Annotated in this window: 16 protein-coding genes; 8 read left to right on the forward strand and 8 right to left on the reverse strand. The window is 58.9% G+C overall.

Features of this window, described 5'->3' with window-relative positions; genetic code table 11:
- The first annotated feature begins 42 nt into the window (after nucleotides 1-42).
- The 3 genes from waaA to coaD are packed head-to-tail and all read left to right on the forward strand — an operon-like array spanning nucleotide 43 to nucleotide 2,569.
- On the forward strand, nucleotides 43-1,317 hold the full coding sequence (gene waaA / locus Q9R34_RS10505) for a lipid IV(A) 3-deoxy-D-manno-octulosonic acid transferase (protein WP_485893490.1): 1,275 nt from the start codon (nucleotides 43-45) through the stop codon (nucleotides 1,315-1,317).
- Nucleotides 1,317-2,093 carry a glycosyltransferase family 2 protein gene (locus Q9R34_RS10510; RefSeq protein WP_485893492.1) on the forward strand — a complete coding sequence of 259 codons (777 nt, stop codon included), beginning with the start codon at nucleotides 1,317-1,319 and terminating at the stop codon, nucleotides 2,091-2,093. Before waaA ends, Q9R34_RS10510 begins: the two co-directional genes overlap by 1 nt.
- Nucleotides 2,090-2,569 carry a pantetheine-phosphate adenylyltransferase gene (gene coaD, locus Q9R34_RS10515; protein ID WP_485893494.1) on the forward strand — a complete coding sequence of 160 codons (480 nt, stop codon included), beginning with the start codon at nucleotides 2,090-2,092 and terminating at the stop codon, nucleotides 2,567-2,569. Before Q9R34_RS10510 ends, coaD begins: the two co-directional genes overlap by 4 nt.
- Here coaD and mutM read toward each other — a convergent pair whose 3' ends face one another.
- The 4 genes from mutM to radC form a co-directional block, all read right to left on the reverse strand.
- A complete protein-coding gene (mutM, locus tag Q9R34_RS10520) occupies nucleotides 2,570-3,379 on the reverse strand; it encodes a bifunctional DNA-formamidopyrimidine glycosylase/DNA-(apurinic or apyrimidinic site) lyase (RefSeq protein ID WP_485893496.1) in 810 nt (269 codons plus the stop codon).
- Nucleotides 3,380-3,448: 69 nt separating this feature from the next.
- A complete protein-coding gene (rpmG, locus tag Q9R34_RS10525; protein WP_001051798.1) occupies nucleotides 3,449-3,616 on the reverse strand; it encodes a 50S ribosomal protein L33 in 168 nt (55 codons plus the stop codon).
- A gap of 11 nt (nucleotides 3,617-3,627) precedes the next feature.
- A complete protein-coding gene (gene rpmB, locus Q9R34_RS10530; RefSeq protein ID WP_010616494.1) occupies nucleotides 3,628-3,864 on the reverse strand; it encodes a 50S ribosomal protein L28 in 237 nt (78 codons plus the stop codon).
- A 243-nt stretch (nucleotides 3,865-4,107) separates the two neighbouring features.
- Nucleotides 4,108-4,764, reverse strand: coding sequence for a RadC family protein (radC, locus tag Q9R34_RS10535; RefSeq protein ID WP_434126453.1), 657 nt, complete (start codon nucleotides 4,762-4,764; stop codon nucleotides 4,108-4,110).
- 184 nt (nucleotides 4,765-4,948) lie between these two features.
- Between radC and coaBC the strand changes: the two genes are divergently transcribed.
- The 3 genes from coaBC to slmA all read left to right on the forward strand — a co-directional run bounded on the left by coaBC (nucleotide 4,949) and on the right by slmA (nucleotide 7,313).
- Complete coding sequence (gene coaBC, locus Q9R34_RS10540) at nucleotides 4,949-6,178, forward strand: bifunctional phosphopantothenoylcysteine decarboxylase/phosphopantothenate--cysteine ligase CoaBC (protein WP_434126509.1); 1,230 nt, start codon at nucleotides 4,949-4,951, stop codon at nucleotides 6,176-6,178.
- A complete protein-coding gene (gene dut, locus Q9R34_RS10545; RefSeq protein ID WP_434126454.1) occupies nucleotides 6,147-6,605 on the forward strand; it encodes a dUTP diphosphatase in 459 nt (152 codons plus the stop codon). The genes coaBC and dut overlap by 32 nt, the downstream gene beginning before the upstream one ends.
- Nucleotides 6,606-6,716: 111 nt before the next feature.
- Nucleotides 6,717-7,313 carry a nucleoid occlusion factor SlmA gene (slmA, locus tag Q9R34_RS10550; RefSeq protein WP_485893513.1) on the forward strand — a complete coding sequence of 199 codons (597 nt, stop codon included), beginning with the start codon at nucleotides 6,717-6,719 and terminating at the stop codon, nucleotides 7,311-7,313.
- 60 nt (nucleotides 7,314-7,373) lie between these two features.
- On the opposite strand, the gene pyrE is transcribed toward slmA, so the two are convergent.
- Both pyrE and rph read right to left on the reverse strand, forming a co-directional pair.
- Complete coding sequence (gene pyrE / locus Q9R34_RS10555) at nucleotides 7,374-8,015, reverse strand: orotate phosphoribosyltransferase (protein WP_434126457.1); 642 nt, start codon at nucleotides 8,013-8,015, stop codon at nucleotides 7,374-7,376.
- Between the two features lie 49 nt (nucleotides 8,016-8,064).
- Nucleotides 8,065-8,781: a ribonuclease PH gene (rph, locus tag Q9R34_RS10560; RefSeq protein ID WP_033754298.1), complete on the reverse strand. Its 717-nt coding sequence runs from the start codon at nucleotides 8,779-8,781 to the stop codon at nucleotides 8,065-8,067.
- Nucleotides 8,782-8,925: 144 nt separating this feature from the next.
- Here rph and Q9R34_RS10565 point away from each other — a divergent pair, with 144 nt between their 5' ends.
- Nucleotides 8,926-10,110, forward strand: a complete 1,185-nt coding sequence (locus Q9R34_RS10565; RefSeq protein WP_434126458.1) for a NupC/NupG family nucleoside CNT transporter — start codon at nucleotides 8,926-8,928, stop codon at nucleotides 10,108-10,110.
- A 35-nt stretch (nucleotides 10,111-10,145) separates the two neighbouring features.
- On the opposite strand, the gene Q9R34_RS10570 is transcribed toward Q9R34_RS10565, so the two are convergent.
- Nucleotides 10,146-10,577: a DUF3574 domain-containing protein gene (locus Q9R34_RS10570; RefSeq protein ID WP_485893516.1), complete on the reverse strand. Its 432-nt coding sequence runs from the start codon at nucleotides 10,575-10,577 to the stop codon at nucleotides 10,146-10,148.
- Between the two features lie 158 nt (nucleotides 10,578-10,735).
- Between Q9R34_RS10570 and Q9R34_RS10575 the strand changes: the two genes are divergently transcribed.
- A complete protein-coding gene (locus Q9R34_RS10575; protein ID WP_434126461.1) occupies nucleotides 10,736-11,599 on the forward strand; it encodes a YicC/YloC family endoribonuclease in 864 nt (287 codons plus the stop codon).
- A gap of 375 nt (nucleotides 11,600-11,974) precedes the next feature.
- Here Q9R34_RS10575 and Q9R34_RS10580 read toward each other — a convergent pair whose 3' ends face one another.
- A complete protein-coding gene (locus tag Q9R34_RS10580) occupies nucleotides 11,975-12,334 on the reverse strand; it encodes an HVO_A0114 family putative DNA-binding protein (protein WP_485893518.1) in 360 nt (119 codons plus the stop codon).
- Nucleotides 12,335-12,336: the final 2 nt, after the last annotated feature.

Genomic DNA, 12,336 nt, shown 5'->3' on the forward strand with positions numbered 1-12,336 from the left:
TTTATGTGAAATTTTTTCTGCCAGGCTGTCGAAACGATAACTATGACAACCCTCTATACCGTTCTGCTCTACCTCATCCAGCCGCTCATCTGGCTGCGCCTTTGGCTGCGCGGTCGTAAAGCGCCGGCGTACCGTAAACGCTGGGCTGAGCGCTACGGCTACTGCACGGGAAAAGTGGAGCCGGATGGCATCGTGCTGCACTCGGTCTCCGTCGGCGAAACTTTGGCAGCCGTTCCGCTGGTGCGCGCGCTGCGTCATCGTTATCCGACCCTGCCGATCACCGTGACCACTATGACGCCGACCGGCTCGGAGCGCGCGCAGTCGGCGTTTGGTAAAGATGTACATCACGTTTATCTGCCTTACGATCTGCCTGGCGCCATCAACCGCTTCCTCGATACGGTCAATCCGCGGCTGGTGATCATCATGGAAACCGAGCTGTGGCCCAATATTATCCGCATCCTGCATCAGCGGCAGATCCCGCTGGTCATCGCCAACGCGCGCCTGTCGGAGCGTTCTGCGAAAGGCTATCGCAAGCTGGGCGGCTTTATGCGCGACCTGCTGCAGCGCATTACCCTGATTGCCGCGCAAAATACGGAAGATGCCGACCGCTTCCTTGCGCTGGGGCTGAAACGCTCGCAGCTGGCGGTGACCGGCAGCCTGAAATTCGACATTTCCGTCACGCCTGAACTGGCCGCCAGAGCGATAACGCTGCGTCGTCAGTGGGCGCCGCGCCGTCCGGTCTGGATCGCCACCAGCACCCACGAAGGCGAAGAGGCGATCGTGCTGGACGTCCATCGCCGCCTGCTGCAAACCTTTCCCGATCTGCTGTTGATTCTGGTGCCGCGCCATCCAGAGCGCTTTACCGATGCGCGCAACCTGACGCAGAAACGCAACTTCAGCTTTATCCTGCGCAGCAGCGGCGAAATTCCTTCCGGTTCGACTCAGGTGGTAATTGGCGACACCATGGGTGAGCTGATGCTGCTTTACGGCATCGCCGACCTCGCTTTCGTTGGCGGCAGCCTGGTCGAGCGCGGCGGACACAATCCCCTCGAGCCGGCCGCCCATGCCCTTCCAGTGCTGATGGGTCCCCATATCTGGAACTTCAAGGATATCTGCGCCAGGCTGCAACAGGCGCAGGGGCTGATTACCGTCACCGACATAATATCGCTGGAGAAAGAGGTGACCAATCTGTTGCAGGATGAAGATTACCGTCTGTATTACGGCCGTCACGCGGTCGAGGTGCTGCACCAGAATCAGGGCGCGCTGCAGCGTTTGCTGCAGCTGCTTGAACCCCATTTACCGCCGCGGGCCCACTGATGAGCGCTCGCCAACGCCTTTCCGTGGTGATGATCGCCAAAAACGAAGCGGCGCTGCTGCCCGACTGTCTCGCCTCCGTCAGCTGGGCGGACGAGATTATCCTGCTGGACGCTGGCAGCAGCGACGAGACCGCCGAGATTGCGCGCCAGGCTGGCGCTAAAGTCTATCGCGCCGAGGCGTGGGCCGGATTCGGCAAACAGCGCCAGCGCGCGCAGCGCTACGCTACCGGCGAGATGATTCTGATGATCGATGCCGACGAGCGCGTGACGCCGACGCTGCGCGCCAGCATTGAAGCGGTACTGACGCAGCCGCCTTCCAGCACCGTCTACAGCCTGAACCGCAGCAACCTCTTTCTCGGCCGCTTTATGCGCCACAGCGGTTGGTACCCGGATCGCGTTATGCGCCTCTATCCGCGCGCGCTGAGCTATAACGACAATCTGGTACACGAATCGCTGGAGACGCAGGGCGCCCCGGTGGTGCGGCTGCAGGGCGACCTGCAACATCTCACCTGCCGTGACCTGATCGTTTTCCAGCAGAAGCAGCTGGCCTACGCCGCCGCCTGGGCGCAGGAGCGCCATCAGCGCGGCAAGCGCTGCGGCCTCTTCTCGATCTTTTCCCATACGCTGGGCGCCTTTCTGAAAACGCTTTTGCTGCGCGCAGGCTTTCTCGACGGCAAACAGGGCTGGATTCTGGCCGTGGTTAACGCCCAGTACACCTTCAACAAATATTCCGCGCTGTGGGCGCTGAATCATGCCGCAGAAAAAGGCCGTCTATGAGCACTAAAGCGATTTATCCCGGCACTTTCGATCCCGTTACGCTTGGCCATCTCGATATCGTGACGCGCGCCGCGCAGATGTTCGATCGGGTGGTGCTGGCGGTCGCCGCCAGCCCGAGCAAGAAGCCGATGTTTAGCCTGGACGAGCGCGTCGAGCTGGCGCGAAACATGGTGGCGCATCTGCCGAACGTCGAGGTGGCGGGATTTAGCGATCTGATGGCGAACTTCGCCCGGGCGCAGCAGGCCAACGTCCTGGTGCGCGGCCTGCGCGCGGTTTCCGACTTCGAGTATGAGATGCAGCTCGCCCATATGAACCGCCATCTGCTGCCGACGCTGGAGAGCGTGTTTCTGATGCCGACCGAGGGCTTCTCTTTCGTCTCCTCTTCGCTGGTCAAAGAGGTGGCGCGCCACGGCGGCGACGTCAGCGCCTTTCTACCGCCGCATGTGCTGCAGGCGTTGCTGGCGAAGCTGGCCTGATTAACGCTGGCAGTGGGGGCACCAGAAGGTGCTGCGCTGCCCATGCTTGCCGCTGACGATCGGCGTACCGCAGGCGCGACAGGGCTCGCCGGCGCGGCCGTAAACCTGTAGCTCCTGAGCGAAATAGCCGGGCTTGCCGTCGCTCTGTAAAAAGTCGCGCAGCGTGGTGCCGCCCTGCTCTATCGAGCGCAGCAGCACCGCCTTGATGGTCGCGGCCAGACGCTGCGCCTCTTCATCGCTCAGGCTCATCGCCGGACGATCGGGCAGGATCCCAGCCGTGAACAGCGATTCGCTGGCGTAGATATTGCCGACGCCGACCACCACCTTATTATCCATCAGCCACTGTTTAACCGCCGTACGCTTGTCGCGCGACTTCTCATAGAGATAGCTGCCGCTAAAGGCGTCGCTGAGCGGCTCAGGCCCCAGGTGCGCCAGCACGTTGCTCCCTTCGGGGTCGGTGCTCCACAGCCAGGCGCCGAAGCGGCGCGGATCGGTGTAGCGCAGCACTTTGCCATTGCTCATCACTAAATCGACATGATCGTGCTTTGCGGCGGGCTGCTCTTCCGGCAGCACGCGCAGGCTGCCGGACATACCGAGGTGGATAATGATCCAGCCGTGCGGCAGCTCCAGCAGCAGATATTTGGCGCGGCGCTGCACGCTCAGCACAGGCTGATCGCTGAGCGCATGGATCTCCTGCGACACCGGCCAGCGCAGGCGGCCATTGCGCACCACCGCATGTAAAATTTTTTCGCCCACCAGATGCGGTTCTATGCCGCGTCGGCTGGTTTCAACCTCGGGTAATTCCGGCATGTTCTCTCCTCATAAAGCGGCAAAAACAAAAAACCCGGCCGAAGCCGGGTTTTTCACAGAACACCAAAATTATTTAATTTTGGCTTCTTTGTAGATCACGTGCTGACGTACAACCGGATCGAACTTTTTCAGTTCCAGCTTCTCAGGTTTAGTACGTTTGTTCTTCGTGGTGGTATAGAAGTGACCTGTACCAGCAGAGGAAACCAGCTTGATCTTCTCACGAATACCTTTAGCCATGATTCAGTTCCTTAGTACTTCTCACCACGGGCGCGGATTTCGGCCAGAACCGTATCGATGCCCTTTTTATCAATAACACGCATACCTTTAGCAGATACACGAAGAGTAACGAAGCGCTTCTCGCTCTCAACCCAAAAACGGTGTGAGTGCAGGTTCGGAAGGAAACGGCGTTTCGTCGCGTTCATTGCGTGGGAACGGTTGTTACCGGTCACCGGACGCTTTCCAGTTACCTGGCAGACTCGTGACATGTCTATTCTCCAAAAATCAAATCAGCTCGAGCTTTAAAAACTAGGTCTTGGCCGCCTCGTCAGGCTCATAGCCCGCCAGGCGAGTTCCATGTGAACCCGCTAAGCTGGCCCAAACGCCAAACCCGAGATTCTCAAAGGTGGCGTAGTATACGCCGCTCAGCGCAAGTGCTCAAGTCCCGAACAGATAAAGATCCCTGAAGATCGTGCAAAAACCCGCCATCTGCACCTGCAGGCCCTGGCTTTTTACAGCCAGCCACGCTCCGCAAAAGAGACATATTCGCCGTGACCGATCACCAGATGATCGAGCAGGCGTATATTCAGCAGGGTGCAGGCCGCGCTGACCTTATGCGTAATATGGCGATCGGCGCGGCTCGGCTCCGCCATGCCGGAAGGGTGATTGTGCGCGAGAATAAGCGCCGCCGCGTTAAGCTTCAGCGCCTCGCGCACGATTTCGCGCGGATGTACCTCGACGCTGCTAATAGAGCCCATAAAGATCTTCTGCGCCTGCAATACGCGGTGCTGGTTATCAAGAAACAGCGCCATAAAGATTTCCCGCTCCTGATGCGCCAGTACGCTCTGCAAATAGTGTCGCGTGACCTGCGGGTTCGCCATCACATCTTCCCGCGCCATCTGGCTGGCGAAAAAGCGCCGCGCCAGTTCGGCGATGGCGTGCAGCTGCGCCAGCTTGGCGGCACCGACGCCTTTTATCTCGTCGAACTCCGCCGGCGCCGCGGTCATAAGGTGGTAAAGGGAGCCAAACCGCTGCAGCATCTGCTGCGCCAGCGTGATGACATTCGCACCGACCGTGCCGGTGCGCAGAAAGATCGCCAGCAGCTCGACGTCGCTTAACGCCTCTGCGCCCATCAACCGCAATTTTTCCCGTGGTGTTATATCGTCCATAAATGCCTCCTGCCGTTGACGACATCATGGTCAAATACTGTATACTTAACCAGTAACCTCTGCCGGATTTACGAGGCGGCTCGCAAACGCAGGAGGTGAAAAGGCGCGGGGTCGGCTTTATGATACAGTCCTGCCACCCGGCCGCGCCTGACGCGGCATCCAGCGAAATGAGGCCTACAGCATGATGGGATTAGCCGGAAAAAAAATTCTGCTTGGCGTGAGCGGCGGCATCGCGGCATACAAAGCGCCCGAGCTGGTGCGCCGCCTGCGCGATCGCGGCGCCGAGGTGCGCGTGATGATGACGCCCGCCGCCAAAGCCTTTATTACGCCGCTCAGCCTGCAGGCCGTTTCCGGCCATCCGGTATTCGAAGACCTGCTCGATCCCGCGGCTGAAGCGGCGATGGGCCATATCGAACTGGCGAAATGGGCCGATTTAGTAGTGCTGGCGCCGGCGTCGGCCGACCTTATCGCCCGCCTGAATGCCGGCATGGCCAACGATCTGGTGACCACCGCCTGTCTCGCCACCGCCGCGCCCGTGGCGGTGGTGCCGGCGATGAATCAGCAGATGTATCGCGCCGCCGTCACGCAGCATAACCTGCAGCAGCTTGCGGCGCGCGGCCTGCTGATTTGGGGACCCGACAGCGGCAGCCAGGCGTGCGGCGACGTAGGCCCTGGCCGCATGCTCGACCCGCTGGCGATTGTCGACCATGCCATGCAGTGGGCGTCGCCCGTCAACGATCTGCAACATCTCAACATTATGATCACCGCCGGTCCAACGCGCGAGGCGCTCGACCCGGTGCGCTATATCAGCAACCACAGCTCCGGCAAGATGGGCTTCGCCATTGCCGCCGCCGCCGCCAGCCGCGGTGCCAGCGTGACGCTGGTGAGTGGTCCAGTGAGCCTGCCAACGCCGGCGGCGGTTCGCCGTATCGACGTGACCTCCGCGCTGGAGATGGAGGCCGCCGTCATGGCGGACGCGGCGAAACAAGACATTTTTATCGCCAGCGCCGCGGTAGCGGACTATCGCGCCGCGACCATCGCGGCGGAAAAGATGAAAAAGCAGGGCGGCGAAGATGATGCCGTCACGCTCCAGCTGGTGAAAAATCCGGATATCGTAGCGGGCGTCGCCGCGATGCCGCAGAACCGGCCCTACGTGGTTGGATTTGCCGCAGAAACCCAGAATGTGGAAGAATACGCACGACAAAAACGGGTAAGAAAAAATCTGGACCTGATCTGCGCTAACGACGTAGCGAAAGCCGGGCAGGGATTTAACAGCGATACCAATGCGCTTCACCTTTTTTGGCAGGAGGGAGAAAAGCGCTTACCGCTCAGCGATAAGACGCTCCTTGGCCAACATTTATTAGACGAGATTGTCCGCCTTTATGATGAAAAAAATCGACGTAAAGATTCTTGATGCGCGCGTGGGCGCGGAGTTTCCGCTGCCAACCTACGCAACTTCTGGCTCCGCCGGGCTCGATTTACGTGCCTGCCTGGAGAGCGCGCTGGAAATCACGCCCGGTATGACCACGCTGGTACCGACCGGTCTGGCGATCCATATCGGCGATCCCAGCCTGGCGGCGGTTATCCTGCCGCGCTCCGGCCTGGGACATAAGCACGGCATCGTGCTGGGCAATCTGGTAGGCCTGATCGACTCTGACTATCAGGGCCAGCTGATGGTATCGGTCTGGAACCGCGGCCAGCAGAGCTTTACGCTGCAGCCAGGGGATCGTCTTGCGCAGCTGGTCTTCGTACCGGTGGTTCAGGCTGAGTTCAACCTGGTGGAAGATTTCGACGCCAGCGCCCGTGGGGAAGGCGGCTTCGGTCATTCAGGCCGTCAGTAACGCCCATTTTTGCTTAACCATCTGTTTATTTCCACTCAGCCTTAGGCCTCGCGCCTGGGGCTGACAGGAAGGTGTGCCTGTTTAAGGTGAATTTCAGGGGTTTTTAAGGTCATGGCAGAAAAAAAACTCGCCAAACGGAACCGTCGCGAAGAAATTTTGCATGCGTTGGCGCAAATGCTGGAATCCAGTGACGGTAGCCAGCGCATCACCACCGCCAAGCTGGCGGCCAGCGTCGGCGTTTCTGAAGCGGCGCTCTATCGCCACTTTCCCAGCAAAACGCGCATGTTTGACAGCCTGATTGAGTTTATTGAAGACAGTCTGATTACCCGCATCAATCTGATCCTGAAAGATGAAAAAGAGACGATGGCGCGCCTGCGTCTTATCGTGCAGCTGATTCTGGGGTTTGGTGAGCGTAATCCGGGGCTGACCCGCATTTTGACCGGCCACGCGCTGATGTTCGAGCAGGATCGCCTGCAGGGACGCATCAATCAGCTGTTTGAGCGTATTGAAGTGCAGCTGCGCCAGGTGATGCGCGAACGCAGAATGCGTGAAGGCGAAGGCTTTGAGACGGACGAGGCGCTGCTGGCGAGCCAGCTGCTGGCCTTTTGCGAAGGCATCCTGTCGCGTTACGTGCGCTCGGAGTTTCGTTTTCGGCCGACCGCCGACTTTGATATTCGCTGGCCGCTGCTGGCCGCGCAGCTGGTGTAGCCCGCGTACGCCAGCCGGGCTGGCTTCCCTTTCCCTGGCGGGAAAAGGAAGCCATTGGCATCAGATGCCGTACTCTTTCTGGTAGGCGCGCACTTTCGCCAGATGATCCGCCATTTCCGGCTTCTCTTCCAGGTAGCTAATCAGCTCCTTCAGGGTAATGATGGCGGTAACCTGACATTTATAGTCGCGCTCCACCTCCTGAATTGCTGAAATATCGCCGCGTCCGCGCTCCTGTCGATCCAGGGAAATCAGCACGCCCGCCAGCGTGGCGTTATGCGCATTGATGATGTCCATCGATTCGCGTATCGCCGTGCCGGCGGTGATGACGTCATCCACCAGCATAACGCGGCCCGCCAGCGGGCTCCCTACCAGCAGACCGCCTTCGCCATGATCTTTTGCCTCTTTGCGGTTGAAGCAGTAAGGCACGTCGCGGTCATGGTGATCGGCCAGCGCCACGGCGGTGGTCGTGGCGATAGGAATGCCTTTATAGGCCGGCCCGAACAGCAGATCGAAGTCGACGCCGCCGTCCACTAACGCCTGCGCGTAGAAACGGCCCAGCAGCGCCAGATCGCGACCGCTGTTAAACAGGCCGGCATTGAAAAAATAGGGGCTTTTACGGCCAGACTTCAGGGTAAATTCGCCGAACTTCAGCACCTGCTTGTTCAGGGCGAATTCAATAAACTGACGCTGCCAGGCTTTCATCTCTCACTCCTCTCGCAAAAAAAAGGCGACTCTCTGGTCGCCTGGTAAATCAGTTGTTCAGCGCTGCTTTCTGCGCCTGAATCAGTTCCTCAATGCCGCCGCGCGCCAGCGCGAGCAGGGAGAGCAACTCCTCATGGCTGAACGGCTCGCCTTCCGCCGTGCCCTGCACTTCGATCATGCGGCCATCTTCCAGCATCACCACGTTCATGTCGGTTTCGGCAGCGGAGTCTTCTACATACTCCAGATCGCAGCGCGCTTCGCCTTCAACGATACCGACAGAAATTGCCGCCACCATGCCCTTCATCGGGTTCGCTTTCAGCTTGCCGTCGGCCACCAGCTTGTTCAGCGCATCGGCCAGCGCCACGCAGGCGCCGGTAATCGACGCGGTACGGGTGCCGCCGTCAGCCTGAATCACGTCGCAGTCCAGCGTGATGGTAAATTCGCCCAGCGCTTTAAGATCGACCGCCGCGCGCAGAGAGCGCGCGATCAGGCGCTGGATTTCCAGCGTCCGTCCGCCCTGTTTGCCTTTGGCCGCTTCACGCGCCATACGGCTATGGGTGGAGCGCGGCAGCATGCCATATTCGGCGGTTACCCAGCCTTGTCCCTGCCCTTTCAGGAAACGCGGGACACTCTCTTCCACGGTAGCAGTGCAGAGCACTTTGGTTTCACCGAACTCTACCAGCACTGAGCCCTCGGCATGTTTGGTGTAGTTTCGGGTCAGGGTGACGGGACGCACCTGCTGTGCGCTTCGGCCTGCTGGACGCATGGTAATCTCCGGCTGAAATGAATTGGCTGCGCATTATACGGACTTCCTCGCCGCCTGTCTTGCTGACGGGGTGACGCATTGGCGGATGAATTTCCGCGCGGTCTGTGGCTAAATGCGCCTTCCTCACTCACTGAAAATAAAAGTATGACCTCAATTCTGCATTTCCTGCTGGCGCTGGCGGTGATTTTCGCCCTTGCGCTGCTGGTCAGTCATGACCGCAAACAGATACGCCTGCGTTATATCGTGCAGCTGATCGTGGTGGAAGCCGCGCTGGGCTGGTTTTTCCTGCACGCCGCCAGCGGACAGGCGGCGGTCGGCGCCTTCAGCGGCTTTTTTGAAAAGCTGCTGACCTTCGCCGCGCAGGGCACCGACTTCGTGTTTGGCAATATGAGCAAGCAAGGGCTGGCCTTTATTTTTCTTGGCGTGCTCTGCCCTATCGTGTTTATCTCGGCGCTCATCGGCATTCTGCAGCACTGGCGCATTCTGCCGCTGCTGATTCGGCTGGTGGGCACGCTGCTGTCGAAAGTTAACGGCATGGGCAAACTTGAGTCGTTCAACGCCGTCAGCACGCTGGTCCTCGGCCAGTCGGAGAACTTTATCGCCTATAAAGGTATTCTGGCCGATATTCCGCCGAAACGCCTTTACACCATGGCCGCCACGGCGATGTCCACCGTGTCGCTCTCTATCGTCGGCGCCTATATGTCGATGATCGAGCCGAAATATGTGGTCGCCGCGCTGCTGCTCAATATGTTCAGCACCTTTATTATTCTCTCGATTATCAATCCCGGCAAAGCGCAGGATGAAGTGGCGATCCCGCTCGACAAGCTGCATGAAGAGCAAAGCTTTTTCGAGATGCTCGGCGAGTACATCCTGGCGGGCTTTAAGGTCGCGATGATTATCCTGGCGATGCTGATCGGCTTTATCGCGCTGATTGCCGCGGTCAACGCGCTGTTCAGCGCGCTGTTTGGCTACAGCTTCCAGCAGATCCTCGGCTATCTCTTCTATCCATTCGCCTGGCTGATCGGCATTCCCGCCGCCGACGCGCTGCAGGCCGCCAGCATTATGGCGACCAAACTGGTGGCGAACGAGTTTGTGGCGATGATTGAGCTGCAGAAGGTGGCGGCCGGCATGACGCCGCGCGGGCTGGGTATTCTCTCTGTGTTCCTGGTGTCGTTCGCCAACGTCGCCTCGATCGGCATCGTCGCCGGCGCGATCAAAGGACTGAACGAACAGCAGGGTAATGTGGTTTCCCGGTTCGGCTGGAAGCTGGTTTACGGCTCTACGCTGGTGAGCCTGCTGTCGGCAGCCTTCGCCGGTCTGTTTATCTAATCTCTGCACGGCGGCCTTCCAGCCGCCGTTTTTATTCAAAATCCTACACACACCGGCGCATCAACGCGCATCACTGACTCCTGGCCAAAGCGTTGCTTGTAAAGCATGCGCAGCGCCTCGATATCATCGTTGACGCCCTTCTCCGTGCCGTGAATAAGCATTAGCGCCTTGCTCGGCTCGCGCGCCAGCTTGCCGCTTTGCTCCAGCCACTGACCGCTGGCGTCGTAGACGCTGAGTCCCGCTTTAAAGCGCGGCGTCACCTCTTTGTCCAGAAACTGCTGCCAGTCGTCGCGGCTCACCATTCCGCCCTGCGGTTTGCTGAGACCGAACCAGAGCGTGGTCTGCATCATCATTTCACCGCCGGCGCACACGGCAATCGGTTTGGTCGGCGGCGGGAGCGGGCGCGGCGCCTGGCAACCGGCCAGCAGCGCGGCCAGCGCCACGGAAAGGGCAACAGAGCGGAACATCGACGGTATCCTTATCAAAACGGTTAGCAGCCATCATAAGTGTCTGTCCACAAAAGCGGAAATGTTTCCTTATTCGCCCACGCCTGCGCTTATGCCTGTTAGCGCGCGGCGGGTGTCGCTATACTTGCTGCATAATTTCTGACAAAGAGTAGCCGATTATGATCCGCAGTATGACCGCTTACGCCCGCCGCGAAGCCAAAGGCACCTGGGGCAGCGCCGCCTGGGAGCTTCGCTCCGTTAACCAGCGTTACCTTGAAACCTATATCCGTCTGCCGGAGCAGTTTCGCAGTCTGGAGCCGGTTATCCGCGAACGCATTCGTCAGCGCCTGACGCGCGGCAAAATCGAGTGCAACCTGCGTTTCGACGCCGATCCCGGCGCGCAGGGCGAACTGATGCTGAATGAAACCCTGGCGAAGCAACTGGTGCAGGCCGCCAACTGGGTGAAGATGCAGAGCGACGAAGGCGCCATCAATCCGATGGACATTCTGCGCTGGCCTGGCGTGATGTCCGCGCAGGAACAAGACCTTGATGCGATTAACGCCCAGCTGCTGAGCGCGCTGGACGGCGCGCTGGATGACTTTATCGTCGCGCGCGAAAGCGAAGGCGCAGCGCTGAAAGCCATGATTGAGCAGCGACTCGACGGCGTGAAGCAGGAAGTGGCGAAAGTGCGCGCCCAGATGCCAGAGATCCTGAAATGGCAGCGCGAGCGCCTGGTGGCGAAGCTGGAAGAGGCGGAAGTGCAGCTGGAAAACAATCGTCTCGAGCAGGAGCTGGTGATGATGGCGCAGCGTATCGACGTTGCGGAAGAGCTGGATCGCCTGGAGGCGCATGTTAAAGAGACCTATAACATCCTCGGCAAAAAAGAGGCCGTTGGCCGCCGCCTCGACTTTATGATGCAGGAGTTCAACCGCGAATCGAACACGCTGGGGTCGAAATCGATCAATGCGGACGTGACCGCATCGGCGATTGAGCTGAAGGTATTAATTGAACAGATGCGCGAGCAGATTCAGAATATCGAATAAGAATTTAGAAAGTATCATCAGGACGCACAAACCCAACAAAGCCCGCATAATGACGGGCTTTGTTGTTATCAGGAGCTATCATAACGTCGTACTAAAGCGCATGATTACCGGAAAGAGATCGCCGCAGGCCTTAACCCTAAACAGTTTGCCGAAGTGCTGAAAAACGCCGGGATGCTAATACCCCCTAACAGCGGGCGCGGCTATCAGCGCAAGTCTCCACGCATTCAGGGACGGAAGTTTAATGTATACGTCCTCAGCCATCTGCCGGAGGATTACGGGCTGGCGGGCAGTGAACCAACTGAACGAAAATATCTCCGTTGTGTATGCATCACCGGCCAGAATAAATCCTTTTCTGGCCGGTACCGGATTCAGTGCTTATGCTACCGCATCGTCTGAGTTGAACTCGATGTGAATCCGGTCATAGGGCAGCACGATTTTATCGCCCTGCTTATCCAGCACGCCACCATTGAGTAATGACTGGACATCGTTATAAACGCCGCGAAAGTCACGACCTACCAGCCGCGAAAGTTCCCGGATAGATATGGCTTCTTTGCCCTCCATCGCCTTAATGATTTGCCAGCGATTAGGTGCAAGCATCGTTTTTGCCAGTTGTTCTACAGTGGGAAATACCAGCTCTGAGCCTATAAAATCCCCGCTCATGGCGCGTGACGCATCAAACATTGCCGCCCGGAAAGCATCGTCAGCGGCCATCACTCTGACTGTTAATACTCGCATGG

The sequence above is a fragment of the Enterobacter sp. BRE11 genome, from assembly GCF_031844285.1.
In the GTDB taxonomy this organism is placed as follows: domain Bacteria; phylum Pseudomonadota; class Gammaproteobacteria; order Enterobacterales; family Enterobacteriaceae; genus Pantoea.

What these genes read in the sequence shown, in the direction of transcription:
- waaA (WP_485893490.1), top strand. Translation starts at nt 43, where the DNA reads ATGACAACCCTCTATACCGTTCTGCTCTACCTCATCCAGCCGCTCATC.
- Q9R34_RS10510 (WP_485893492.1), top strand. Translation starts at nt 1,317, where the DNA reads ATGAGCGCTCGCCAACGCCTTTCCGTGGTGATGATCGCCAAAAACGAA.
- coaD (WP_485893494.1), top strand. Translation starts at nt 2,090, where the DNA reads ATGAGCACTAAAGCGATTTATCCCGGCACTTTCGATCCCGTTACGCTT.
- mutM (WP_485893496.1), bottom strand. Translation starts at nt 3,379, where the DNA reads ATGCCGGAATTACCCGAGGTTGAAACCAGCCGACGCGGCATAGAACCG.
- rpmG (WP_001051798.1), bottom strand. Translation starts at nt 3,616, where the DNA reads ATGGCTAAAGGTATTCGTGAGAAGATCAAGCTGGTTTCCTCTGCTGGT.
- rpmB (WP_010616494.1), bottom strand. Translation starts at nt 3,864, where the DNA reads ATGTCACGAGTCTGCCAGGTAACTGGAAAGCGTCCGGTGACCGGTAAC.
- radC (WP_434126453.1), bottom strand. Translation starts at nt 4,764, where the DNA reads ATGGACGATATAACACCACGGGAAAAATTGCGGTTGATGGGCGCAGAG.
- coaBC (WP_434126509.1), top strand. Translation starts at nt 4,949, where the DNA reads ATGGGATTAGCCGGAAAAAAAATTCTGCTTGGCGTGAGCGGCGGCATC.
- dut (WP_434126454.1), top strand. Translation starts at nt 6,147, where the DNA reads ATGATGAAAAAAATCGACGTAAAGATTCTTGATGCGCGCGTGGGCGCG.
- slmA (WP_485893513.1), top strand. Translation starts at nt 6,717, where the DNA reads ATGGCAGAAAAAAAACTCGCCAAACGGAACCGTCGCGAAGAAATTTTG.
- pyrE (WP_434126457.1), bottom strand. Translation starts at nt 8,015, where the DNA reads ATGAAAGCCTGGCAGCGTCAGTTTATTGAATTCGCCCTGAACAAGCAG.
- rph (WP_033754298.1), bottom strand. Translation starts at nt 8,781, where the DNA reads ATGCGTCCAGCAGGCCGAAGCGCACAGCAGGTGCGTCCCGTCACCCTG.
- Q9R34_RS10565 (WP_434126458.1), top strand. Translation starts at nt 8,926, where the DNA reads ATGACCTCAATTCTGCATTTCCTGCTGGCGCTGGCGGTGATTTTCGCC.
- Q9R34_RS10570 (WP_485893516.1), bottom strand. Translation starts at nt 10,577, where the DNA reads ATGTTCCGCTCTGTTGCCCTTTCCGTGGCGCTGGCCGCGCTGCTGGCC.
- Q9R34_RS10575 (WP_434126461.1), top strand. Translation starts at nt 10,736, where the DNA reads ATGATCCGCAGTATGACCGCTTACGCCCGCCGCGAAGCCAAAGGCACC.
- Q9R34_RS10580 (WP_485893518.1), bottom strand. Translation starts at nt 12,334, where the DNA reads ATGCGAGTATTAACAGTCAGAGTGATGGCCGCTGACGATGCTTTCCGG.